Source organism: Bacteroides sp. 44_46, from assembly GCF_001915465.1.
Taxonomy (GTDB): Bacteria; Bacteroidota; Bacteroidia; order Bacteroidales; family Bacteroidaceae; genus Bacteroides; species Bacteroides clarus.
In genome coordinates, this window is the sequence record NZ_MNQO01000002.1 from 234,169 (window position 1) to 260,222 (window position 26,054).

A 26,054-nucleotide genomic window follows, 5' to 3' on the forward strand; every position below is an offset into this window, starting at 1 on the left:
TTTCTTTTAGCGTATCATTCTTAGCGTGTCTGTTGTTTTAATCTTCAAATCTTTCAGTTCCTGTACGGCGCGTCCGTAATAAACGGGAGTTTCAAAATCTTTATTATTGTGCGCATCCATTCCGATAATGGCTGTACATCCCTCGTTGGCGGCAATGCGCCAGAAATCCGGACAGGGATAAGTGGTCAATCCATGCGCTTCGTTGTAGGCCACATAGCCTATATTGTATTCCAGCGGAATATTGAGACGCGCCGCAGCCCGGCAGATATGGCGGCTGATTGCGGTGCAGTGATGGTCGAACCGGGGATAAGAGCGCATGAACAGGTCGGGGTGGGCAAGGCAACTGTACAGGCCGCTTTCCATGCCTTCGACGGCGCTCTCCTCGTACAGGTCGAGCATATCCCGGCTGTCTGTGTGGTGTCCGAAGTAAGGGAACTTCTCGTCCGTATGGAAATGGTGGTTACCGAAAATGATATAGTCCAGCCGATATTGTTTAATCTGTTCTTTCAGCCAGGGAATATAGTCGGGGAAGTATTCGCATTCCAACCCTATCTTTATCCGGATTTGCTCTTGATACTTCTCTCGCAGATGTTGCAGGCTTTCGATATAGCCCGGCAGTTCTTCGGGAAGCATACGCATATCGGCTACATAGTCGGTACGGTATTTCCAGGGAGTGTGGTCTGAGAAACCGAGTATTTGAAAACCGCCTTTGATAGCGCTGAGAACGTACTCTTCATCGCTTCCGACGGCATGCATGCAGCGTGTGGTATGAGTGTGATAGTTAGTTTTCATTGTTGTGTTATGACTTCATCCATACGGATGTCGAAAGGCTCCGCAGGAACTTCTTCTACGAGTTGAAACGGGAAACAGATGCCGGCTTTGTATGCAGAGGGTATGCGGGGAAGCAGTCGGTCGTAATATCCCTTCCCGCGTCCTAAACGATTTCCGTTGCGGTCGAACGCTACGCCCGGAACAGCGATAAAGTCTATTGCGGCGTAGTCGGTGAACAATGCTCCGGTAGGCTCCTCAATGCCGTATGCTCCCGGGGTGAGGTCTGCGGGGCCTGTATAGACGCGAAGTTCCAAATCGTCACCTACGACGACGGGCAGAAGTATCTGTTTCTTTGTACTCCATTTTCGGATGAAGTCGTGCGTATCTACTTCATCCGGTAAGGAGTGGTACAGCAATATTATGTTTGCCGCCCTGAAAGCCGGGTGCGTTTCGAGGGCGGCAAGTATCTCAGCAGACTGCGACTGATGCGTAATGGTAGATTTGTGAAGGGTCTTCAACAAAGCCATACGCTTGCGCAGTTCTTTTTTCTTTTCCATCAGCATTCTCCTCTTCTTGGCCGGCTTGTAGCGGAGCTTTCGGGAAAGCCTCGTCACGTTCCAGAATTTCCAACGCTTTCTTTACGGTAGCGTCGCTCTCGTTGACATACCGGATATAGGCTTCTTTACCCAATGTATTGTAGATGATATTGCCGTAGAGGTTTCGTTCCAGCAGTTTATAGGAACGGTGTATCAGCAGATTGCGCCTTTTTACTCCTTTGGAATCGGCAAAACGTATGAATTGCTCTACGATACCTTGGTGACGCAGGTATTTCAGTAAATCCTGTTCATTCTCGAACGTACTCAACTTGGCACGGTTGCGGTCGGTATATTGGAAGCTGAACTGTATAATCAGCCCTTTGTTGCCGACCTCTATCAGATAGGAGGATACTCCGGTCGTGTCTTGCGGTACGAATACGTCGGGCATGATGCCGCCGCCGCCATAAACGGGGCGTCCCAGCCCGGTGGAGTAGCGCAGGTTTTCGTCGAGCTTGATACTGTCTTTAGAGAAGAACTCTCCATGTTCGTAGCGTGTCAGCCAGTCCATTTCGTATTTGGAGTCTTTTCCGCTTTCGTAGGGGCGTTGGATGCAACGTCCGGACGGGGTGTAGTAGCGGGCGATAGTCAGGCGGATGGCCGAACCGTCACTGAAGTCGATAGGTTGTTGCACCAACCCCTTACCGAACGAGCGACGGCCTACGATGGTTCCCCGGTCGTTATCCTGAATGGCGCCTGCAAAGATTTCGCTGGCAGAGGCCGAGCCTTCATCCACCAATACTACGAGCGGTGTCTTTTGGCAACTGCCCGTACCGTTGGCATACTCTTCCATACGGGGATATTTACGTCCCTGTGTATATACGATGAGCTTTCCTTCCGGAAGGAATTCGTTTACCATACGTGTGGCGGCTTCCATGTAACCGCCGGTATTGCCGCGCAGGTCGATGATGAAACCCTTGCACTTTTGGTGACTCAGTTGGGCTATGGCATTCAGCAACTCCACGTGTGAGGTACGTCCGAACTTGCTGACTTGTATGTAGCCGAAATCATCGTTGAGCATATAAGCGGCGTCAATCGTGTTTTGAGGAATGTCTCCGCGCGTAATGGTAAAGTCCAGCAACTCTTTTTCGGTGGCGCGCTTTACTCCTAATTTCACTTGTGTGCCTTTAGGGCCTTTCAGGTTGCGCATGGCTTTTTCATTAGTCAGCCCTTTACCGACGAACAAGCTGTCGTTGACCATGACGATACGGTCGCCCGCCATTAGTCCTACCTTTTCGGATGGGCCGCCCTGAATAACGCTGTTCACGTGTATGGTATCTTCCTGTATCGTAAACTGGATACCGATACCGCTGAAACTGCCTTCCAACTCGGAGTTGACTTCTTCCAGCTTCTGTGCGGGAATATAAGTGGAGTGGGGGTCAAGCTCCGCCAATATCTGCGGCATGGCTTTTTCTACCAAGTCGGTCATGTCGACACTGTCTACATACTGGTCGTCCACCACTCGCAGCAAGGCGTTCAGCTTGTTGGACGAGCCGTTGATAATACCCAAACGGTTTCCTGCGAAGTGTTTGGCATAAAACGTTCCGATAAGGATACCCGCTACTACACTGATTGCAATAATAAGCGGTGTGAAACGGGAAGAGTTCTTTGTACCCATAATGATATGTACTATTTTACAATTTACTATTTACTGTTTTGGCTGCGCATGAGGTTGGAGGCTGTCGACTTTCAGCTTTCAATGCTCCGCTGAAACAAATATTACCTCGATGCCTGCTCGTTTCAGCAGTTCGATACCGTCTTCCAGCCGATATTTTTCGGAGTATACGACACGCTTGATGCCTGCCTGGATGATGAGCTTGGCACATTCTATGCAAGGGGAAGCCGTGACGTACATGGTGGCTCCGTTACTGCTGTTGTTGGAGCGCGCTATCTTGGTAATGGCATTGGCTTCGGCGTGGAGTACATACGGTTTGGTGACATTGTTTTCGTCTTCGCATACATTCTCAAAACCGGATGGCGTGCCGTTGTATCCGTCCGAGATAATCATTTTATCTTTTACGATGAGTGCGCCTACCTGGCGGCGTTGGCAGTAAGAGTTTTCCGCCCAGATGCTTGCCATGCGTATATAACGCTTGTCCAACGCTTCTTGTTTGCTTCTCGTAGTCTCGTCCATATCTTCAGTTGTATTTAGCGGGCTGTGAATCCCATGACTTTCGTTGTATTTCCGTCTTTAAAGTAGAGGGTCAGATTGTGTATATCCCCCTCGTACTTGAATACGTTCAGCACGCCGTTGATGAATACCTTTGCCAGTTTATCGCTTTCCGTACCGATAACTTTTCCGCCGATGTTTATGGTATGTTCCTTGCCGTCTATTTTCAGGGTAGCGTCATCGATGCTTGATTTGACGGCATGGGCGCTGACGGTACCGGTTACTTCTCCGTTTACTTCGGCGCAGTTGAAGTTCAAAGTGAAGTTTCCATCTGTTTTGAGCAGTTCACGACTGGCTTTCTCTTCGGCTTCGTTATTCCACAAACCTTGATAGAATTGTTCTTTCCCTTTTTCGGTGGCTATGCGGCTCAGCTTCCAGGTTTTGTTGTTGAAGATTTCCATTACGTCATCCTCATTGTTGCAGGCGCTGAAACCGAGAAGTATAGCCAGCAGCATCAGGCTGCAGCCTATCGTCTTTATATTTATTTTCTCTTTCATTTCTTTATTCCGTTTCTGATTAATAGTGCGTCTATGGTCGGCTCTTGTCCGCGAAAACGTTTATAGAGTGTCATCGGATGTTCCGTTCCGCCCTTCGATAGGATGTTTTTGCGGAAAGAGCCGGCTACTTCCGGATTGAAGATACCACGCTGTTTAAAGAGTGAGAACGCGTCTGCATCCAATACTTCCGCCCATTTATAGCTGTAATATCCGGCAGAATATCCGCCGGCAAAGATATGTGAGAACTGGGTGCTCATACAGGTTTCCTCCACAACGGGAAGGATTTGAGCTTTTTTCCAAGCCTGTTTCTCATAGGCTTTGACGTCTCCTTCGAATGGAGTGTTACGCGTGTACCATGCCATATCCAGCAATCCGAAACTTACTTGGCGCAGGCAGGCATAGGCTACGTTGAAATTCGATGAGTCTACGATGCGCTGTACCAATTCGTCGGATATGAGTTCTCCGGTTTGGTAGTGGCGGGCAAAGGTGTGCAGGAACTCTTTTTGGGTGGCGAAGTTCTCCATGAACTGAGAAGGCAGTTCCACAAAATCCCAATAGACGTTTGTGCCGCTCAGGCTTTCGTAAGTGGAGTCGGCGAATATTTCGTGCAGGCTGTGCCCGAACTCGTGCAGGAAAGTTTCCACTTCATTGAAAGTCAGCAGGGCGGGAGTGTTCTGCGTGGGCTTGGTGAAGTTCATTACGATAGATACGTGCGGGCGGCTGTTTTCGCCGCTTGCTTCGTCTATCCACTGCCCTTTGTAGCTCGTCATCCATGCCCCCGAACGTTTTCCGGCTCTGGGATGGAAGTCGGTATAGAGCACGGCAAGATATGTGCCGTCCTTGTCGAATACTTCGTAGGCTTCCACATCTTTGTGATAGACGGGAATATCTGCGTTTTTCTTGAAGGTGATGCCGTATAGCTTGCTTGCCAGTCCGAATACACCTTCTTTTACTTTGCTCAGCTCAAAGTAGGGGCGGAGCATTTCGTCGTTGATGCTGAACTTCCGGTCTTTCAGCTTTTGAGAGTAATAACTCCAGTCCCACGGCATCAGGATAAAGTCGGCTCCTTCTTCACTGCGTGCCAATGCCTGTACTTCGTCATATTCTTTTTGTGCGGTGGGCGTATAGGCTTCCAACAATTGATTTAACAGTTTGTATACGGTATCGCTGTTTTGAGCCATTCGCTCTTTCAGGTTGTATTCGGCAAAGTTATCATAACCTAGCAACCGGGCTATCTCCATGTGGATGTTGGCAATCTTCTTTACGATTTCCAGATTGTTGCAGGCATTGTCGTGCGTACACTTCGTATTATATGCCATGTACAGCTCACGGCGTAGGTCGCGATTGTCGGCATACGTCATAAAGGGGCTGTAGCTTGGGGCGTGCAAGGTAAATACCCAACCCTCTACACCTTTTTCCTGTGCGGTTTCTGCGGCGGCGTCAATGGCGCTTTCAGGTAAGCCGGAGAGTTGGGACTTCTCGGTGAGCACCAATCGGTAATCGTTCGTTTCTTTCAGGGTGTTTTCACTGAATTGAAGTGTCAGCAGGCTCAGTTCCTTGCATAAGTTGCGGTACTGTTCTTTGGCGTCTCCTTGCAAGTTTGCCCCGTTACGTACGAAGCCGGTATAAATATCTTCCAATAATTTGGATTGTTCCGGGGTAAGTTTTGCCTTGTCAGCCAGCTCATATACGGTTTTGATGCGGGCAAACAGCTTTTCGTTGAGGCTGATGTTGTTCTCATGCTCGCTCATCAGCGGCATGATTTCCCGTGCGAGCTCCTGTAATTCGTCGTCGGTTTCAGCACTGAGCAGATTACCGAATACGGTATTGACACGATGCAGTAACTCACCGGACTTTTCATAGGGTACTATCGTATTCTCAAAAGTCGGTGCGTCGGGATTATTGATGATGGCGTCTATCTCTCCATTTTGCCGGCGGATGCCTTCGTGGATGGCAGGCGCATAATGTTCGGTCTTTATCAGGTTGAAAGGAACAGTCCCGTGCGGAGTAGAATAAATTTCAAAGAAAGGGTTTGAGGCTTGTATCTTGTTCATGATTAATAATGCAAATTAAATGTTAGTTTCGACTATGTTTACCCGTAATTTATCCAATTTATCAGGTAAAGAATATTCTAACTGCAAATGTGCAAAAAAAATAGGCGACTTCATAAAAGAAGCCGCCTATTTTTTATTATTTTCTAACTGTATATTAGCAGTTAACAGATGCCATGTGAGCGATCAGGTCAAGAACCTTGTTAGAATAACCGATTTCGTTGTCGTACCAAGATACAACTTTAACGAAAGTGTCAGTCAAAGCGATACCAGCCTTAGCGTCGAAGATAGAAGTACGAGTGTCACCCAAGAAGTCAGAAGAAACCACTGCATCTTCAGTGTAACCCAGAACACCCTTCAATTCGCCTTCAGCAGCTTCCTTCATGGCAGCGCAGATTTCAGCGTAAGTAGCCGGTTTAGCCAAGTTAACTGTCAAGTCAACTACAGAAACGTCCAAAGTCGGAACACGCATAGACATACCGGTCAGTTTACCGTTCAAAGCCGGGATAACTTTACCTACAGCCTTAGCAGCACCTGTAGAAGAAGGGATGATGTTACCTGCAGCGGCACGACCACCTCTCCAGTCTTTCATAGAAGGACCGTCAACTGTTTTCTGAGTAGCAGTTGTAGAGTGAACGGTAGTCATCAAACCGTCAGTGATACCCCATTTGTCGTTCAATACTTTAGCGATAGGAGCCAAGCAGTTAGTAGTACAAGAAGCGTTAGATACGAATTGAGTACCCTTAACGTAAGTCTTCTCGTTAACACCGCAAACGAACATCGGAGTGTCATCCTTAGAAGGAGCAGACATTACAACGTATTTTGCACCTGCTTCGATGTGAGCCTGAGCTTTGTCTTTGCTCAAGAACAAACCTGTAGATTCAACTACGTATTCAGCGCCTACTTCGTTCCATTTCAAGTCAGCCGGGTTTCTTTCAGCAGTGATGCGGATAGCCTGACCGTTAACGATCAGCTTGCTGTTTTCAACATCAGCTTCGATAGTACCGTCGAATTGACCGTGCATTGTATCGTACTTCAACATGTAAGCCAAGTAATCTACCGGGCAAAGGTCGTTAATACCAACGATTTGGATATCGTTTCTTTTCATTGCAGCGCGGAATACGAAACGTCCGATACGTCCGAATCCATTAATACCTACTTTAATCATTTTGTTTAAACTTTTAAGGGTTTTATAATGTTTATTTCAAACTTTTCCTACAATTCTTTTGGAATTGCGGTGCAAAAGTAAGAAAATGTTTTTATATTCGTACTTAAAATCATAATTAAATAATTGAAAAGATGGGAAAAAGTTCATTTTTACAGGAATTTAAGGCTTTTGCCATGAAAGGTAATGTGGTGGATATGGCTGTCGGTGTCATCATCGGCGGTGCGTTTGGCAAAATCGTGTCTTCTGTCGTGGCCGATGTGATTATGCCGCCTTTGGGTTTGCTGATCGGTGGCGTAAATTTTACCGACTTAAAGTGGGTGATGAAGCCTGCCGAAGTGGTAGACGGTAAGGAGATTGCCGCCGTAACGCTGAATTACGGTAACTTTCTGCAGGCTACTTTCGACTTCCTCATTATCGCTTTCTCCATCTTTATGTTTATTAAGCTGATAACCAAGTTGACGGAAAAGAAGAAAGCGGAAGCGCCTGCCGCTCCTCCTGTACCGCCCGCACCGAGCAAGGAAGAAGTGTTGCTGACTGAAATCCGCGATATCTTGAAAGAAAAATAATCATTGGTCCTTTATTTGTAAGGACAGTTCATGGGATGTGTCAAAATGATGATTAATCGTCATTTTGACACATCTTCTTCATTGGATAAAAAGATTGTTATTTAGTCTTCCTTTAAGTTGTATTTCAGTCTTTGATATTTGCGGGTGGTTTCCCGTTGAAGGCCGCTAAGCGTACTGATTTCAATGGATAGTTGTTGAAGGTCGGGATTGGTTTCTTTAAGAATGCGTTCTGTCTTATAATTGTAGATTTCCGGAACGATTTCCCGATTCTTTTTACATTCATTCAATAAATAGTAAGCGCAGGCAATGTAATGTTCTTTGATGGCTTTGCGTCTTTTTTCAAGTAGGGGGCGGTAAGCTTTATCCTCCTTGTATATACGCTGGTAGAAACCATCCAAAGCAACTTTACGGTCTTTCTTCTGCTCTGTGGTGATAGCTCTTTTATATAAGGAATCAAGGGTTATGTATTCGGGATAGGATTCCAGTAATGCGTCAAATTCTTTTTTTGCTTCTTCGTAAGCCAATCTCAACGGTTCCAGTTCTTGCGGTTTGATGGTGGTGGCAAGTTGTACTAACCGGGGTTCCTGATTGAAGTTTGTGATTCTGGAGAGCTTCTTGCAATACTCTATATACTTTTCCGTCAGTTCCCAATTGTACTGTAAAGTTTTCTCTTGTAAGTCGGCTTGTATATTTGTCAATGCATTTTCCAATAAAGCGATTTCGTTCTGTAATGAATCTGCCTTGGAGAGCGTTTGGGCTGTTACCGGTAATAGACAGCAAACAGCAAAGGTTAGAGATAGGATGCTTTTCTTCATGATAGTAGATTTACTTTGGTTAGTTATTTCGAGGGCAAATATAAATTCTTTACTTTATAAATCCAATAAATTCTTTATATTTTAGGTAAATACAGACTCCATTCGCAGGTAAAGTGTATTCTTTCCATACTGAAGTGTGGATATACTTTCCGGGAAGGCGGGAAAGGCGATACGAAGAATTCTCCCGCAATATTTCTTTCAGTTTTAGAAATAATCGTATCTTTGTGCTCCAAATTATTAACACCTCTGTTTCTATGCAAGAAAAGATTATCATTCTTGATTTCGGTTCGCAAACTACGCAGCTCATCGGCCGCCGGTTGCGCGAACTAAATGTCTATTGCGAGATTGTGCCTTACAACAAATTTCCTCAGGGAGATGCGAGTGTAAAAGGAGTTATCCTTTCGGGTAGCCCCTTTTCTGTTTATGACAAGAGCGCATTCAAGGTGGATTTGAGCGATATTCGCGGGAAATACCCCATTTTGGGTATCTGCTACGGTGCGCAGTTTATCTCTTATAGTAACGGCGGACGGGTGGAGCCGGCAGGAACCCGCGAGTATGGACGTGCTCATCTTGGCTTCTTCGATTCGGAGAACATCCTTTTCAAAGGGATAAGGAAAAATACCCAGGTATGGATGAGTCATGGAGATACGATTACTGCCATTCCCGATAACTTCAAGGTTATAGCTTCTACGGATAAGGTGGCGATTGCCGCCTATCAAGTGACCGGTGAGAAAATCTGGGGAGTACAGTTCCATCCGGAAGTGTATCATAGTGAGGATGGTACGCAGATGTTGCGCAACTTTGTGGTGGACGTTTGCGGTTGCAGCCAGAGTTGGAGTGCCGCATCGTTTGTAGATACCACTGTCGCCGAACTGAAGGAGCAGCTTGGCAATGACCGCGTTATCCTGGGACTGAGTGGCGGTGTAGATTCTTCGGTGGCCGCCGTATTGCTGCATCGTGCCATTGGCAAGAATCTGACCTGTATTTTTGTAGATCATGGTCTGCTCCGCAAGAACGAATTCAGGAATGTGATGCGCGACTACGAGTGTCTGGGACTGAACGTAATTGGTGTAGATGCCAGCGCGAAGTTTTTCAAGGATTTGGAGGGAGTGACCGAGCCCGAACAGAAGCGTAAAATCATCGGTCGTGATTTTATCGAAGTATTCGATGCCGAAGCGCACAAGATAACCGATGCCCGCTGGTTGGCGCAAGGTACCATTTATCCCGACCGCATCGAGAGCTTGAACATTACGGGCAAGACTATCAAAAGCCATCACAATGTGGGTGGTCTGCCCGAGGAGATGAATCTCCGTCTGTGCGAGCCGTTACAATGGCTGTTCAAAGATGAGGTTCGCCGCGTGGGACGTGAATTGGGAATGCCCGAACATTTGATTACCCGTCATCCTTTCCCCGGTCCGGGATTGGCAGTCCGTATTCTGGGAGATATAACGCCGGAGAAGGTACGTACCCTGCAGGAAGCCGACGATATTTTCATTCAGGGCCTGCGTGACTGGAAGGTTCAGGATACCGCAGGAAACGAGACATCACTCTACAATCAGGTTTGGCAGGCGGGCGTCATTCTTCTGCCGGTGCAGAGTGTGGGTGTGATGGGCGACGAGCGTACCTATGAACGTGCGGTGGCTTTGCGTGCCGTTACTTCCACCGATGCCATGACGGCGGACTGGGCGCATCTGCCCTACGAATTTCTGGGCAAGGTATCCAATGATATTATAAATAAGGTGAAAGGCGTGAACCGCGTAACCTATGATATATCTTCAAAACCACCCAGCACAATAGAGTGGGAATAAGACCGACTGAAATTATTAACTTAAAAAATAATATAGAAGAATGAAGCAGGATATGATTGTGATTCTGGATTTGGGAAGTCACGAAAACACGGTGCTTGCCAGAGCGATTCGTGCGTTGGGAGTATATAGCGAAATCTACCCGCACGACATTACCGCAGCCGAACTGAAGGCCTTGCCGAATGTAAAAGGCGTTATCATCAACGGTGGTCCCAATAATGTGATTGACGGGGTATCCATCGACGTACTGCCCGAGATTTATGAAGCGGGATTCCCTGTAATGGCTGCCGGTCATGATAAGGCTTTGTGCGAAGTGAAACTTCCCCGGTTTACAGATGATGTGGAAGCTATTAAAAACGCGGTCAAGTCTTTTGTATTCGATACTTGCAAGGCTGAAGCCAACTGGAATATGACAAATTTCGTCAATGATCAGATAGAACTGATACGTCGCCAGGTAGGTGACCGTAAGGTACTGTTGGCGCTGTCCGGCGGTGTGGATAGTTCTGTGGTGGCTGCGCTGTTGCTAAAAGCTATCGGTGACAATCTGGTGTGCGTACATGTGAATCATGGACTGATGCGTAAGGGTGAGTCGGAAGCCGTTATTGAAATTTTCAAGAATAAGCTGAACGCTAACCTTGTTTATGTGGATGCTACAGATCGTTTCTTGGATAAGCTGGCAGGCGTAGCCGACCCCGAGCAGAAGCGTAAGATTATCGGTGGCGAGTTTATCCGTGTCTTTGAGGAAGAGGCCCGTAAGTTGGACGGCATTGACTTCTTGGGACAAGGCACTATTTATCCTGATATTGTAGAGAGCGGTACCAAGACTGCCAAGATGGTGAAGTCTCATCATAATGTAGGCGGTTTGCCTGAAGATTTGCAGTTTGAATTGGTAGAGCCGCTGCGTCAGTTGTTCAAGGACGAAGTACGCGCTTGCGGTCTTGAACTCGGTTTACCGTATGAAATGGTGTATCGCCAGCCTTTCCCCGGACCGGGTCTGGGTGTACGCTGCCTGGGAGCTATCACACGTGACCGTTTGGAGGCAGTCCGTGAGTCGGACGCTATCTTGCAGGAAGAATTCCGGTTGGCAGGTCTGGATAAGAAGGTATGGCAATATTTCACTGTTGTACCCGATTTCAAGTCAGTAGGTGTACGTGATAATGCCCGTTCTTTTGACTGGCCTGTCATTATCCGTGCCGTCAATACGGTGGATGCCATGACTGCCACTATCGAACCGGTGGATTGGTCTGTCCTGATGAAGATTACCGACCGTATTCTCAAGGAGGTGAAGAATGTCAACCGTGTTTGTTATGATATGTCTCCGAAGCCCAATTCTACCATTGAATGGGAATAAAATTATAGACTGATTATTTTCAGACGCGCGATGACGCGGATGACACAGACTTTTCTTCTTAGGCTGCGTCATTCGCGTCATCTGCGTTAAAGAGATAGCAGATATAAGTTTTCAGACAGCTTCTCCGCATCGGGTATTACGATTTCTCCGCGATGTAATTCCGCCAATCCCTTGGCTTGCATACTATTGAGAGCTTTCGATACTCCTGCCCGGGTATCGTTGACGATTTGCGCCAAGTTTTCCATTTTTATTTTCAGTGCTTTCTCGCCCGATAAACGTTCTACATGGCTGAGGATGAAGTGGGCGATGCGGGCTTCGAGGTTATCACCGGACACAGCCCATAAACGGTTATGCAGCATTTGAGTACGGTTACTGACTATATTCATATAGTTCAAACGGAATATCTCATAATTAAAGAGTTCTTTCATGACGAACGCCTTGCTGATGCTGACGGTGTGCGCTTCCGTTTTTGCCCGATATGTAGAGGCATAATGCGTTTTCATACCGAACATCGAGTAAGCCTCAATCAGGTAGGGAGCCGGAAAGTATTCTGTAAAGCTGTAAGAAGAATCGACGGATGAGGTGGAAGATGCGACTTCTCCTTTTAGGACGAAGACCAGTTCATGACAGGAAGTCCCTTCTTTTAAAAGAAGTTCGCCCGGCTTATGTTTTGTGAAGTGCAATTTGACTTTTTCCAAAATACGGGTAAAGTCTTCCTGGGCAAGTCCTTGAAAGAGGGGTAATTGTAATAGCGTATCAAACATTGTTTCCATATCATTCTCATCTTCTGGTTTACGAGCAAAAGTAGATATAATCGAAGTCTGCCGTAAACACTTGCCCTCTCTTTTTGTTTTTTTTATTATTTCTTAAACGTGCTATTCATTCGCTTTTAAGAAATTTTGCGAAATGCATAAAAATAGATTATCTTTGCAGAAAAAAGGAGGGACGTATGTTTTCAGCATTTAATTGGCAACAGATGACCAGCGCTTTTATCGTGCTGTTTGCCGTGATAGATATCATTGGTTCTATTCCTATTATCATTAACTTGAAGGAGAAAGGGAAAGATGTAAACGCATTGAAAGCCACATTAATATCGTTTGGCTTGTTGATTGGCTTCTTCTATGCGGGTGATATGATGCTGAAATTGTTCCATGTGGATATTGAATCATTTGCCGTTGCCGGTGCATTCGTCATATTTCTGATGTCATTGGAAATGATTCTCGATATTGAAATCTTTAAAAACCAAGGACCGATTAAAGAAGCAACGCTGGTTCCGTTGGTTTTTCCGCTATTGGCCGGAGCAGGGGCTTTTACTACTTTACTTTCTTTGCGTGCCGAATATGCCAGCGTCAATATCATTATAGCGTTAGTGCTGAATATGATATGGGTATATTTTGTTGTCAGTATGACAGGACGGGTTGAGCGATTCTTAGGTAAAGGCGGTATTTATATTATCCGTAAATTCTTTGGTATCATTCTGTTAGCTATATCGGTACGTCTGTTCATGGCAAACATCTCGTTACTTTTGGAGAGCTTCCATCAATAAGGTTGTTTTGTTTCTTCTTCAGAGGAGGCTTCTTCCTCTTTCTCATCAATGTCTTCCTCGTCTGCGAAAGGTTCCGGACGTTGAGGACCGTATTTCATAAAAGCGATGGAACAGAGCGTTCCTGTTATGGCACCGCTGAGATGTCCTTCCCAAGAGGTCGTTTCTTTGGCGAACTGTGGAAACATGTTCCATACCAATCCGCCATACAGAAAAGTTATTAATAGAGAAATTGCTATGAGTGGTACGTGTTTTCGTAATAATCCGCTAAAAAACAGGAAGAATGCCAAGCCGTAAATAATACCGCTCGCGCCGATGTGCCATCCCGGTTTGCCTATAAGAAAGGTGAATACTCCGCAACCTATCCAGATTGTAAAAAAGATATAGGGCGCAATATCCCGATAGAAATAAAACAAACACCAAGACAAGAAGAAAAAAGGAATCGTATTGGCAAAAAGATGTTTAAAACTACTGTGTACTAACGGATGTGCAAATATACCGAATACTCCTCGCTTTTCCATTGGATAAACTCCCAGCTTTGTAAAGTCCCAATCCATGCCTGTTTCCAAGAATTTCAGTATATACAGGATGAATAGTAGAAATAGCGGTATAATCGCAGCCAGAACTATTCGTTGCACGTCACGCTTCATATATTGTACAGGGATTTGTTATTTTCGTACAATGCTACGAATTATTTACTTGAAAAACGAAAAAAAACTGACTTTTTATTTTGCGTATAGGCTTTAATTCGTATTTTTGGGCATCGCTACAAGCTTTGTAGCGCATATACCTGAATAATTAACCTTTAAATAATGCACAACTATGAGTTATTTACGATTTGACAAGACCTTGATGGTTAATCTGCAAGAATCTTTGCCAAGGGAGATACTTCGGACTAACAAATCGGGGGCCTATCATTGTACAACGATTGTAGATTGTAACACACGCAAATATCACGGCTTGTTGGTGATTCCTGTTCCCAACCTGGATGATGAAAACCATGTGCTGCTGTCTTCTTTGGATGAAACGGTAATTCAGCACGGTGCGGAGTTTAATCTGGGGTTGCATAAGTATCAGGGAAATAACTTTAGTCCGAATGGACATAAGTATATCCGTGAATTTGATTGCGAGCATATCCCGGCGACTACCTACCGTGTGGGAGGTGTTATCCTCCGTAAAGAGAATGTTTTTGTACATCACGAGAACCGGATTCTGATTCGTTACACCTTGGTCGATGCCCATTCGGCAACAACGCTCCGGTTCCGTCCTTTCCTGGCATTCCGCAGCGTACGCGAATACACGCACGAGAATGCGCAGGCAAGCCGTGACTACCAGTTGGTGGAAAATGGCATTAAAACCTGTATGTATCCCGGTTATCCGGAACTTTATATGCAGCTGAACAAAAAGAACGAATTTCATTATCAACCGGATTGGTATCGCGGCATTGAATATCCGAAAGAACAGGAACGCGGATATGATTTTAATGAAGACTTGTATGTACCCGGTTATTTTGAAGTAGATATAAAGAAAGGTGAAAGCATTGTTTTCTCTGCCGGTATTTCAGAGATTTCACCGCGTAAACTGAAACAGGCCTTTGAGGCCGAAGCCGCAGACCGCACTCCGCGCGACAGTTTCTATCACTGTTTAAAGAATTCCGCTCACCAATTCCACAATAAGCAAGGAGAAGAACATTATGTACTTGCAGGTTATCCCTGGTTCAAATGTCGTGCACGCGACTTGTTTATTTCCTTACCGGGACTAACTTTGGCAGTGGACGAACAAGATGAATTCGAAGATGTTATGAATACGGCGGAAAAAGCTATCCGCAATTTCATAGAGGATAAACCGGTAGGTTATAAAATCTATGAAATGGAACATCCCGACGTGCTTTTATGGGCAGTGTGGACTTTGCAACAATATGCTAAGGATACATCGCGCGAACAATGCCGCTTGAAGTACGGTAAGCTGTTGGAAGACATCATGAGATATATCCGTGACCGTAAGCATGACAATCTTTTTTTGCATGAAAACGGCTTGCTTTATGCAAATGGCAAGGAAAAGGCCGTTACATGGATGAACTCTACGGCTAACGGACATCCCGTAATTCCTCGTACCGGATATATCGTTGAGGTGAATGCGTTGTGGTACAATGCTCTGCGTTTTGTTTCGGATATTGTACGTGAGGGAGGAAATGACATTCTTGCGGATGAGTTGGATACTCAGGCGGAGATAACGGGTAAATCTTTTGTGGAGGTTTTCCGCAATGAGTACGGTTATCTGTTCGATTATGTAGACGGCTATATGATGGATTGGAGTGTTCGTCCCAACATGATATTTGCCGTAGCTTTTGATTACTCACCGTTAGACCGCACGCAAAAGAAGCAAGTTCTTGATATTGTGACAAAAGAATTGCTGACTCCGAAAGGTCTGCGTACGTTGAGTCCTAAGAGCGGAGGGTATAATCCGAATTATGTCGGTCCTCAGACCCAGAGAGATTACGCTTATCATCAGGGTACAGCCTGGCCGTGGCTTATGGGCTTTTACATGGAAGCGTATTTACGTATCTATAAGATGAGTGGCATTTCGTTCGTAGAACGTTATCTGATTGGTTTTGAAGATGAGATGACGAGCCATTGTATAGGTTCTCTGCCTGAATTGTTCGATGGAAACCCACCGTTTAAGGGAAGAGGCGCAATATCGTTTGCCATGAATGTAGCGGAAATTCTGCGCATTTTGAAATTATTGTCTAAGTATAATTTATAAGAGGAGGAACGAAGATGAAAGTTTTAATGTTTGGTTGGGAATTTCCTCCCAAAATATATGGCGGTCTTGCAGTTGCATCATACGGAATAACTAAAGGATTGAGCTTGCAGGGGGATGTGGAAACGACTTTCTGCATGCCCAAGCCAACAGGTGAAGAAGAGCAATTCTTGAATATAATCGGCATGAACCAAGTGCCTATCGTATGGCGTGACGTCGATTATGATTATCTGAAGTCGCGTTTGTCGACAATGAGTCCGGAACAATACTACGCTCTGCGCGACCATATCTATTCGGATTTCTCTTATATGCACGTCAACGACCTTGGCTGTATGGACTTTGCCGGCGGTTATCCGGGAAATTTGCATGAAGAAATCAATAACTTTTCGATTATAGCCGGAGTGGTGGCGCGTCAACAGGAGTTTGACATTATCCACGCACACGACTGGTTGACCTATCCGGCCGGTGTGCATGCGAAAATGGTAAGCGGCAAGCCGCTCTGCATTCATGTTCATGCCACTGATTTTGACCGTTCGCGAGGAAAGGTTAATCCTACTGTCTATTCTATGGAAAAGAACGGAATGGATTACGCCGATTGCATTATGTGCGTATCGGAGCTTACCCGTCGCACAGTTATCAATGAGTATCATCAAGACCCAAGAAAGGTATTTGCCATGCACAATGCTGTGTATCCGCTGTCGCAGGAGCTTCAGGATATTCCGCGTCCGGATCATTCTAAAGAGAAGGTGGTGACTTTCCTCGGACGTATCACCATGCAGAAAGGACCGGAATACTTTGTGGAAGCTGCTGCGCTGGTATTGCAACGTACCCGTAATATCCGTTTTGTAATGGCCGGTTCGGGTGATATGTTGAATGCCATGATTAACCTGGCTGCCGAACGCGGTATTGCCGACCGTTTCCATTTCCCCGGTTTTATGAAAGGCAAACAGGTATACGAGGTTTATAAAAACAGTGATGTGTTCGTTATGCCTTCTGTTTCCGAGCCTTTCGGTATCGCTCCGCTGGAAGCCATGCAGTGTGGAACTCCATCTATTATCTCCAAGCAGTCCGGATGCGGTGAAATCCTTGATAAGGTGATTAAAACCGATTATTGGGATATTCACGCTATGGCCGATGCTATCTATTCCATCTGTATCAATCCGTCTCTATTCCATTATCTTCAGGAAGAAGGAAAGAAAGAAGTGGACGGAATTACTTGGGAAAAGGTGGGCTTGCGAATTCGCGCTCTTTATGAGGATGTGTTAAGAAACTATGGTAAATAATAAAACAATAAATACTAATGAGAACTATCTGTCTTTATTTTGAGATACATCAAATTATACATCTGAAACGTTATCGTTTCTTTGATATCGGTACAAATCATTATTACTATGATGATTATGCTAATGAAACAAGTATAAATGAAGTTGCCGAACGCTCGTATATTCCTGCACTGAATACGCTTATCGAAATGGCGAAGAATTCGGGCGGCGCGTTTAAAGTGGCTTTATCTATCTCCGGCGTGGCATTGGAACAACTGGAAATCCATGCGCCTGCTGTAATCGATTTGCTGCATCAGCTCAATGATACAGGATGCTGTGAGTTTTTAGCCGAACCGTATTCTCACGGACTTTCTTCTTTGGCCAATGAGGATTGCTTCAAGGAAGAGGTTATGCGTCAGAGCGCTAAGATGAAACAGATGTTTGGCAAAGCTCCGAAAGTGTTCCGTAATTCCAGCTTGATTTATAATGACGAGATTGGCGCTGTGGTGGCCAGCATGGGCTTTAAAGGTATGCTGACTGAGGGTGCTAAGCATGTACTTGGTTGGAAGAGCCCGCACTATGTATATCATTGCAATATGAATCCGAATTTAAAATTGTTGCTACGCGATTTTAAATTATCTGATGATATCAGCCTGCGCTTCTCTAATTCGGAATGGAGTGAATATCCTTTGTTTGCGGATAAGTATATCAATTGGATTGACGCGTTCCCGCAAGAAGAACAAGTTATCAATATATTTATGGAGCTTTGCTCGTTGGGAATGTCACAACCTCTGTCTTCCAATATTCTGGAATTCCTGAAGGCGTTGCCTGCATGTGCTAAAGAAAAAGGCATTACTTTCTCAACTCCTACGGAGATTGTTACCAAACTGAAATCCGTATCGCAACTGGATGTTCCATATCCTATGTCATGGGTTGATGAAGAAAGAGACACAAGCTGTTGGCTGGGTAATGTAATGCAGCGCGAAGCTTTCAATAAACTGTATAGTGTTGCCGAACGCGTACACATCTGTGACGACCGCCGCATCAAGCAAGACTGGGATTATTTGCAGGCAAGTAATAACTTCCGCTTTATGACGACTAAGAATAGCGGGGTGGGGCTGAATCGTGGTATTTACGAATCACCTTATGACGCTTTCACCAATTACATGAATATTTTAGGAGATTTCATCAAGCGTGTCGATTCCTTATACCCGGTAGATATCGATAATGAGGAATTGAATGCCTTGCTGACTACAATCAAAAATCAGGGGGATGAAATAGAGGAACTCCATAAAGAGTTGGAAAAAGCGCAGAATAAGCTGGAGAAGGAAAAGGCCGCTGAGAAGAAGAAAGAAGCGAAAGCTGCTCCTAAGACTGCTGCGAAACCTGTTGCCAAATCTACTGCAAAAAAAGCCGCATCAAAGAAGAGCACCGCGAAGGTCGCCAAAGAGTAAAGTTTGACTTACAATAATGTGAGAAGTCCTCCATGCTTTTAAGTATGGAGGACTTTTTTTGCGTACAATTAACTTCTTTTTATTTTTTCATTTAATTATATACAATTAAATTTGCATCTGCCTTGTTGATTGGGCAATCTATATGATACTTACATGAGATTGGAGAATGACGATATATACCGAATTATAAATGGAGATGAATTTGCATTTGAACGTTTTATGCAATACTATTCTTCACGTTTATATCATTATTCTTTAGGGTTATTGGGAAATAAGGAAGCAGCAGAGGAAATTGTTAGTGATGTCTTTTTCGAGGTGTGGAAGAATAGACGGCAATTAGCAGAGATTAATAGTATGAGTGCCTGGTTGCAAACAATAACTTATCGAAAGGCAATCTCTTTTTTGAGAAAAGAAAACGGTAGGCATGATTTATCTTTCGATGAAATTGAGGATTTTACTTTTGAGCCGGTACAATCACCAGATGAGGAAATTATAAGTAAGGAAGAAATTCAAGAGATTAATAATGCCATAGAACAGTTACCGGCTAAATGTAAACATGTTTTCTTTTTGGCTAAAATAGAAGGATTACCTTATTTGGAAATTGCTGATATGCTTCATATTTCCGTAAAAACAATTAACTATCATGTAGCTTATGCTATAGATAGTATTGCCAAAAAGCTAAAAAAAGACTTTCGCAAGAAATAATTTGAAAAAAGTTCATTTCTGACCTAGATATCTTTTTGAAAATTGCGTCTATATTAATAGAACAACAATTTTCGAAAAGAAATATGAACATAGGAACGCGCGATAATAATTTGCCAGAACTATTTGATAAACTGAATTCTCATCAAGATATTGAGGAAGAATTTGTTTCAATACCGAAAGGAGAAAAGCTTCTTTTCTTTTGGAAGGAATGTAAACAGGATGAGGTGGATTCTGCTTCCATAATAGAGAAAACAAGGCAAAAGATTAGATACAATACAATAAAGCGTAAGAGAAGTCATTTCTTGGTTGTTTCAGCTTCTATTGCTGCATCTGTTTTAGTATGTATATCAACAATTTATTTCTTAAATCAAAAAAGTGAAAAAGGAATTAGAATTGAATTTAATACGATTGCAGAGCAGTTGGATAATAAAAGATTGGAAGACGTTACTCTTATTACTTCTAACGAGCAAGTAAAGCTAAATAATAATGCTTATGTACTATATTCAAAAGATGGTAATGTTGCTATTGACTCTCAAGAGATCTCAGTCGAAGAAAATAAAGATGAGATAAATTATAATCAGTTATTGGTTCCGGCAGGTAAACGAGCAAAAGTAAAACTTTCTGATGGAACAATTCTTACTGTAAATTCTCTGTCGAAAGTGATTTATCCTACCTCTTTTACAGGTAACGTTCGTAAAATATATGCTCAAGGAGAAGTGTTTTTAGATGTTGCTCATGATAAAAAACATCCGTTCATAGTTGAATCCAATGATTTTTCCTTGCGTGTATTAGGAACCAAATTTAATATTTCTAATTATAAAGAAATGGGTGAAACTACTATTGTTTTAGTAGAAGGCTCGGTAGAGGTGACTGATACTAATGAAAACAAAGCGAAACTTTCACCTAATGATTTATTGAATATAACTAATGGCGCTGTTAACGGACAGAAGAAAGTAGATGTAAATGAATATATTAGTTGGATGAATGGAATACTTTTTTTAAATGGTAAGGACTTGGAAAGTATTACTCAAAAGTTGAGTATTTATTATGGTGTTTCCATTTGTTGTTCTTCTGTAGTTGCAGATAAAAAAATATATGGAAAATTGGAGCTAAAAGAAAATCTGGCTGATGTGTTAGAATGTATTCAACAACTTCTTCCTGTTACAATAGAAAATAAAGATGCTATAATATATTTAGATAAATAATTAAAACAAATTGCCTATGATAAATGACTAATACTATGATAAAAAATCGGATAAATATTGGCGTATTTATCCGATGATAATTCCTTAATAAATTAATTAGATCCAAAATTGTTAACCTAAAAAGAAATTTTTATGGTAAAGAAAGCTATTTTTCTTAAATTAAGAAAGAAACTTGATTCCTTTTGCAAAATAAATATTGTTTTTTATACTTTTTTTTCTTCTCCTTTGATTTGGGCAGTTTCAATGTTTTCATTGTCCAGTCCGATTATTGCAGCTAATTCTGTAAATAATAATATAAGAAATGAGGAAAATACACTTCAAGGAAATATTGTTGTCACAATAAATCCAGATAAGGAGAATGTTATTCGTAATCCTTTGACTGGTTGGACTCTTTATTTAGGACGTAATTGGGATGAGAATTTTTGGACGAAAGAAGGGTATGACCATATGGTTGTTCCCGGGATGTCTAAACCTGTAAAGGTATCTGATTACGCGAATACTTGTTATATACGTACCAGTTGGAGTTCTTTAAATCCTTCGGAAGGAGTTTATATTTGGGATGATCCGAACGCCCGATTAACCAAACTGATACAAAGTGTACTAAATAGAAATATGCGTTTAGCTTTCCGTATTGTAGTGGATGGACGTGATCAAGGACAGAATACTCCTCTTTATGTATTTGAGGCCGGAGCAAAATGGTATTCGGACCCTAATAGCGGTAAAGAGACGGTTCGGAAATCACCTTATCCAGATGATCCTGTTTTCCAGGAAAAATATACAACTTTTATAGAAGCCTTCGCTAAACAGTTTAATAATCCTGATATTGTGGATTTTATTGATGGATACGGATTAGGTAAATGGGGTGAGGCACACTCTATGGTTTATGAAGATTATAGTAATAAGGCAAAAGTCTTTGATTGGGTGACGAGTTTGTATGCTCGTTGTTTTGACCGGATACCTTTGCTGATTAACTATCATCGTTTGGTGGCTGCCAACAATGTTACTGGTTGGGGAGAAGTTGCTCCTGATACAGATTATTTGTTGCAAAGTGCTATTGACAAAGGATATAGTTTACGTCATGATGCATTTGGTATGAATGGCTATTACCAAGATTGGGAAAAAGAATATGCGGCACGTTGGAATTATAAACGTCCTATTATTATGGAGGGCGGTTGGATAACTGGTGGTACACACCGTTATTGGATAGATCCGAGTGGTGAATATAGACAAGGTCATCCAGAGGATGTACGTCAAGGAGAGTTTAACGCATCTGCTGAGGCACATGTTAACATGATGGATTTCCGTATAGGTGATGAAACGAACTCTTGGTTTACTAAAAGTTTCTCTTTAGTAAAGCGCTTTATTGCTGAAGGTGGATATCGTTTATATCCTGATAGGATTTCTTTACCGGTAAAAGTTAATACTGGACAGGAAATCGTGATAGAACATCGCTGGAATAATTTAGGTTGGGGGTATTGTCCAACGAATATTCCGCAGTGGAATCAGAAATATAAAGTTGCATTTGCTTTATTAGATAGTAAAAACAGTGTAATGCGAATATACGTTGATAAACAAACTGATTTATCTAGATGGCTGAAAGGTACTCCGACGTCTTATAAGTTCAATTTAAAGTTGGAAGGTGCACCGACAGGGAATTATTCATGGGCTGTTGGGCTTGTAGATGTAACTAAAAAGAATAATATTGGTTTACAGATGGCTGTTAGTGAAGGTTTGCTGGAGTCTGGTTGGGTAAAATTATTGCCGGTAACTATCCGTTGAAAATGTATCAATCATAAATAATAATTTAAGTAAAATATATTGCCTATGAAGAACTAACAACGACTATAATAAATTCCAGATGACTATAAGTATACTCATCTGATATACCTCAAATTAATAAAATCCAAAATTGTTAACCAAATAAATAGTATATGTTTAAGAAAACTACTTTTTTACACTTAAAGAAGAGAATAAACTTTCTTGGTGTAATGAGCATCTTCTTGATGATTCCTTGCTCGGTTTTTGGCGAAACTGTAGTAAAATGGAATGCAGAAGAAAATTTGTTTACAGTACAAGCTACCAATTCAACGGTGAAGGACATCTTGAATTATATAGAAACACATAGTGACTATGTTTTTGTCTATTCGGAAAATGTACAAAAGGTACTTAATAATAAAGTTTCAATATCAGTTGTCAATAGGAAAATAGATACGATTCTGAAAGAACTTTCAACACAAACAAAATTAGAATATAAAATCTCCGGACGTCAAGTAATAATTTCCATGCCGCAGGTTGATAAAACTCAGCAGGAAATTAATAAGAAGAATGTAAAGGTTACGGGTAATGTAGCCGATGAAAATGGAGAAGCTTTAATTGGTGCTTCAGTCATGGTTAAAGGTAGCACTATGGGCACTATAACCGATATAGATGGTAATTTTTCGCTAGATGCATTTAAAGGAGCGACATTACTTATTTCTTATATTGGCTATACATCACAGGAGACGTCTATAGATAATCGGACTTCTTTTAAGATTGTATTGAAAGAAGATTCTAAAACACTGGAAGAGGTGGTAGTTATTGGTTATGGAACAGTAAAGAAGAAAGATTTGACAGGAGCTGTTGCTGCAGTGAAAGGTGATGATTTGGTTGCTAAAAAAACGACAACTCTTTCTACTGCATTACAAGGCTCTGTCTCTGGTATGATGGTCCGTCGTGATAACAATGCTCCGGGTGCTTCTGCTAGTAGTATTCATGTACGGGGTATTACGACAATGGATAATTCCGAACCGTTGATTATTGTTGACGGAGTTCAATGTGATAATATCGACTACGTAAATTCAAATGATGTAGAGAATATCTCTGTATTAAAAGATGCGGCGGCTGCTTCTATTTATGGTGCCAAAGCTGCTGCTGGTGTTATTTTGATTACTACAAAAAGAGGCTCTCAATCGGATTTAAATTTGACATATACGGGGGAGTTTGGTTGGGAAATTCCGACTAAACAACCAAGTATGGTGGGAGTTACTCGTTATCTGGAGATGAATAACGAACTGCTTTATAATGATAATCCTGGTGGCGGACTTTTCCAACTTTATACTTCAGATCAAGTAAAAAACTGGGTAAAGTATAATAAAACAGATCCCAATAATTATCCTATAGTAAACTGGCGTGATTTGATGCTGAATAATTCGGCACCAAGACAAACGCATACAGTTTCTCTTTCCGGGGGTAATAAATCTGTGAGAACCCAAGCTTCTCTTTCTTATGATGAAGTCGATGGATTATATGATGGTCGAGGTTTTCAACGTTACATGTTTCGTGTTAACAATGACTTTACTATCAATGATAAATTAAGTGCCACGTTGGATGTTAATATACGGCATGCCAAAAATAGAAATTCAATTTATGATCCTTTTGGCGATATGCGTAAGATGCCGGCCGTATATCCGGCAACTTGGGATGACGGACGTCTTGCATCGGGTAAGTCTGGCGCAAATCCTTATGGTCTGTTATTATATGGTGGCCGTACAGTTGCACATAGTACACAAATAGGTGGAAAGGCTGCTCTTAATTTCAAGCCTTTCGATGGACTTAGTTTGCAGGCAATTGTTGCTCCATTTATCAATTATCAAAAGAATAAAAAATTTAGAAACCAAGTTTCTTATACTTTGATGGATAATCCGGATGCAATAGGTGGTAATCTAGAAGGTGGTGGAGTGACGTATAGTACGAACGAATTGACAGAAGAACGTAAAGACAATTGGCATGTTACTACTCAGGTGATAGCCAATTATATGAAATCCTTCGGTAAACATGATATTACATTAATGGCTGGATATGAAAATTATGTGATGAAAAAAGAGGAATTGACGGCTGGTCGTGACCAGTATGAACTTACACAATATCCTTATTTGAATATCGGTCCCGAGGATTATATGGCTAATAGTGGAACAGGCAGTGAATATACTTCCAATTCTGTTTTTGGGCGTGCTATTTACAGCTATGCCGACCGTTATCTTTTTCAGGCAAATATACGTTATGATGGTTCTTCCCGTTTTGCAAGTCAATATAGATGGGGGACATTTCCTTCATTCTCTGCCGGTTGGGTAGTTAGTGAGGAGAAGTTTATGAAGAATGCCAATATTGATTGGTTGTCATTTTTGAAACTAAGGACCTCGTGGGGTATGCTTGGTAATGAGCGCATTGGGGATAACTATTTTCCATATATGGCATTGATGACATTTAATAATGCTTTGTTTTATAAAGATGGGGCTGTTGTCTCTGAAAAAACAGCTGCTCAGCGTAATCTGGCAGTAGAAGATATTACATGGGAGACTACCACTTCGACAGATATAGGTGTTGATTTGGGGTTTCTGAATAATCGCTTACGTGTAACTGCGGATTATTATTGGAAAAAGACGAAAGATATGCTTTTGTCTATTGAAATCCCTTATTCAATGGGATATGCTAATCCGAAGAATAATGCCGGTAAGATGTCCACCACAGGTTTTGACCTTGAAATAAGTTGGAATGACCGTATTAATGATTTTAGTTATGGTATTTCTGCAAACCTGTCAGATTTCAAGTCGAAAATAGATTATCTTAGAAATAGCGATATTATCAGTGATGGTAAAGTGAAACGTGCCGGTGTCCTGTTTAATGAATGGTATGGTTATGTTTGCGAGGGTATTTATCAGACACAAGAAGAAGTTGATAATTCTGCTACCTTAAATAACCAGATAACAGTAGGTGATTTGAAATATAAAGATATATCCGGCCCTGACGGAGTTCCGGATGGAAAAATTTCTGCAGACTATGATCGTGTACCATTAGGTAACTCCTTGCCTCGTTTCCAATATGGTGGAAATATTCATGCAGGTTATAAAGGAATTGACTTGTCTGTTGCATTTCAGGGTATTGGAAAGCAAAATGCTTATCTTACGAAAGAAATGGTGCAGCCATTGCGTGATAACTATGGCAATATTCCTTCTATTGTTGATGGTAATTATTGGAGTCCGTTTAATACTGCCGAAGAAAATGCCAAAGCCAAATATCCTCGTTTGAGCCAAGTCAATAGGGACAGCAACTACGCAACTTCCAGTTTTTGGTTGTTTAATGGCGCTTATTTCCGTTTGAAGAATGTTACTTTAGGATATACTTTGCCAAGTGTTTGGACACAAAAAGCGGGAATTAAGAAAGTACGTCTGTATGTCAGCGCTTCCGATTTATTCTGCATAAGCAATTATCCGGAAGGTTGGGACCCTGAAATGGGAGTATCCTCATATCCTATCACGACTTCTTTATTGTTTGGACTCTCAGTAAACTTTTAAATGAATAT

General features: G+C 42.5%; 21 protein-coding genes. 11 read left to right on the top strand and 10 right to left on the bottom strand.

All coding sequences use genetic code 11. The annotated features are described in order from the left end of the window. Positions 1-6: 6 nt before the first annotated feature. The 7 genes from BHV73_RS02155 to gap all read right to left on the bottom strand — a co-directional run bounded on the left by BHV73_RS02155 (position 7) and on the right by gap (position 7,250). Positions 7-792 (bottom strand): histidinol-phosphatase, encoded by a 786-nt coding sequence (locus BHV73_RS02155; protein WP_087412957.1) that lies wholly within the window; start codon positions 790-792, stop codon positions 7-9. Then, entirely contained in the window at positions 789-1,298 is a 510-nt protein-coding gene (locus BHV73_RS02160) for a 5-formyltetrahydrofolate cyclo-ligase (protein WP_022217568.1), read from the bottom strand. The genes BHV73_RS02155 and BHV73_RS02160 overlap by 4 nt, the downstream gene beginning before the upstream one ends. Beyond that, on the bottom strand, positions 1,240-2,982 hold the full coding sequence (locus tag BHV73_RS02165; RefSeq protein ID WP_087412959.1) for a S41 family peptidase: 1,743 nt from the start codon (positions 2,980-2,982) through the stop codon (positions 1,240-1,242). The genes BHV73_RS02160 and BHV73_RS02165 overlap by 59 nt, the downstream gene beginning before the upstream one ends. Positions 2,983-3,060: 78 nt before the next feature. Beyond that, entirely contained in the window at positions 3,061-3,498 is a 438-nt protein-coding gene (locus BHV73_RS02170; RefSeq protein ID WP_009122559.1) for a dCMP deaminase family protein, read from the bottom strand. 14 nt (positions 3,499-3,512) lie between these two features. Beyond that, entirely contained in the window at positions 3,513-4,031 is a 519-nt protein-coding gene (locus BHV73_RS02175; RefSeq protein ID WP_022217566.1) for a DUF4847 family protein, read from the bottom strand. Continuing rightward, a complete protein-coding gene (locus BHV73_RS02180; RefSeq protein WP_087412960.1) occupies positions 4,028-6,085 on the bottom strand; it encodes a M3 family metallopeptidase in 2,058 nt (685 codons plus the stop codon). Before BHV73_RS02180 ends, BHV73_RS02175 begins: the two co-directional genes overlap by 4 nt. A 154-nt stretch (positions 6,086-6,239) precedes the next feature. After that, complete coding sequence (gap, locus tag BHV73_RS02185; RefSeq protein WP_009122556.1) at positions 6,240-7,250, bottom strand: type I glyceraldehyde-3-phosphate dehydrogenase; 1,011 nt, start codon at positions 7,248-7,250, stop codon at positions 6,240-6,242. Positions 7,251-7,381: 131 nt separating this feature from the next. Here gap and mscL point away from each other — a divergent pair, with 131 nt between their 5' ends. Beyond that, positions 7,382-7,816, top strand: coding sequence for a large-conductance mechanosensitive channel protein MscL (gene mscL, locus BHV73_RS02190; protein WP_087412961.1), 435 nt, complete (start codon positions 7,382-7,384; stop codon positions 7,814-7,816). A gap of 101 nt (positions 7,817-7,917) precedes the next feature. Here the strand turns inward: mscL and BHV73_RS02195 are convergent, their stop codons facing one another. Further along, on the bottom strand, positions 7,918-8,631 hold the full coding sequence (locus tag BHV73_RS02195) for a DUF5039 family protein (protein WP_087412962.1): 714 nt from the start codon (positions 8,629-8,631) through the stop codon (positions 7,918-7,920). A gap of 254 nt (positions 8,632-8,885) precedes the next feature. Here BHV73_RS02195 and guaA (BHV73_RS02200) point away from each other — a divergent pair, with 254 nt between their 5' ends. Both guaA (BHV73_RS02200) and guaA (BHV73_RS02205) read left to right on the top strand, forming a co-directional pair. Next, positions 8,886-10,439, top strand: a complete 1,554-nt coding sequence (gene guaA / locus BHV73_RS02200; RefSeq protein WP_087425122.1) for a glutamine-hydrolyzing GMP synthase — start codon at positions 8,886-8,888, stop codon at positions 10,437-10,439. A gap of 40 nt (positions 10,440-10,479) precedes the next feature. Further along, a complete protein-coding gene (gene guaA, locus BHV73_RS02205) occupies positions 10,480-11,787 on the top strand; it encodes a glutamine-hydrolyzing GMP synthase (protein ID WP_009122551.1) in 1,308 nt (435 codons plus the stop codon). A gap of 86 nt (positions 11,788-11,873) precedes the next feature. Here the strand turns inward: guaA (BHV73_RS02205) and BHV73_RS02210 are convergent, their stop codons facing one another. Further along, positions 11,874-12,560 carry a Crp/Fnr family transcriptional regulator gene (locus BHV73_RS02210; protein ID WP_009122550.1) on the bottom strand — a complete coding sequence of 229 codons (687 nt, stop codon included), beginning with the start codon at positions 12,558-12,560 and terminating at the stop codon, positions 11,874-11,876. A 176-nt stretch (positions 12,561-12,736) separates the two neighbouring features. Here BHV73_RS02210 and BHV73_RS02215 point away from each other — a divergent pair, with 176 nt between their 5' ends. Continuing rightward, the gene (locus BHV73_RS02215; protein WP_087412845.1) at positions 12,737-13,333 is read left to right on the top strand and encodes a MarC family protein; all 597 of its coding nucleotides are present in this window, start codon (positions 12,737-12,739) and stop codon (positions 13,331-13,333) included. Here BHV73_RS02215 and BHV73_RS02220 read toward each other — a convergent pair. Beyond that, positions 13,327-13,980, bottom strand: coding sequence for a rhomboid family intramembrane serine protease (locus BHV73_RS02220; RefSeq protein ID WP_087412844.1), 654 nt, complete (start codon positions 13,978-13,980; stop codon positions 13,327-13,329). The genes BHV73_RS02215 and BHV73_RS02220 overlap by 7 nt on opposite strands. Positions 13,981-14,152: 172 nt before the next feature. On the opposite strand from BHV73_RS02220, the gene BHV73_RS02225 reads away from it, so the two are divergent. The 7 genes from BHV73_RS02225 to BHV73_RS02255 all read left to right on the top strand — a co-directional run bounded on the left by BHV73_RS02225 (position 14,153) and on the right by BHV73_RS02255 (position 26,046). After that, complete coding sequence (locus BHV73_RS02225) at positions 14,153-16,093, top strand: glycogen debranching enzyme N-terminal domain-containing protein (protein ID WP_087412843.1); 1,941 nt, start codon at positions 14,153-14,155, stop codon at positions 16,091-16,093. A 14-nt stretch (positions 16,094-16,107) separates the two neighbouring features. Next, complete coding sequence (locus BHV73_RS02230) at positions 16,108-17,373, top strand: glycosyltransferase family 4 protein (RefSeq protein WP_009122546.1); 1,266 nt, start codon at positions 16,108-16,110, stop codon at positions 17,371-17,373. Positions 17,374-17,390: 17 nt separating this feature from the next. Beyond that, positions 17,391-18,806 (top strand): glycoside hydrolase family 57 protein, encoded by a 1,416-nt coding sequence (locus BHV73_RS02235; protein WP_087412842.1) that lies wholly within the window; start codon positions 17,391-17,393, stop codon positions 18,804-18,806. A 153-nt stretch (positions 18,807-18,959) separates the two neighbouring features. Beyond that, the gene (locus BHV73_RS02240) at positions 18,960-19,511 is read left to right on the top strand and encodes an RNA polymerase sigma factor (RefSeq protein WP_087412841.1); all 552 of its coding nucleotides are present in this window, start codon (positions 18,960-18,962) and stop codon (positions 19,509-19,511) included. A gap of 83 nt (positions 19,512-19,594) precedes the next feature. Further along, the gene (locus BHV73_RS02245; protein WP_087412864.1) at positions 19,595-20,716 is read left to right on the top strand and encodes a FecR family protein; all 1,122 of its coding nucleotides are present in this window, start codon (positions 19,595-19,597) and stop codon (positions 20,714-20,716) included. A 132-nt stretch (positions 20,717-20,848) separates the two neighbouring features. Then, complete coding sequence (locus BHV73_RS02250) at positions 20,849-22,495, top strand: DUF4832 domain-containing protein (protein WP_229116215.1); 1,647 nt, start codon at positions 20,849-20,851, stop codon at positions 22,493-22,495. A 209-nt stretch (positions 22,496-22,704) separates the two neighbouring features. Further along, positions 22,705-26,046, top strand: coding sequence for a SusC/RagA family TonB-linked outer membrane protein (locus tag BHV73_RS02255; RefSeq protein ID WP_087412840.1), 3,342 nt, complete (start codon positions 22,705-22,707; stop codon positions 26,044-26,046). Positions 26,047-26,054 lie beyond the last annotated feature (8 nt).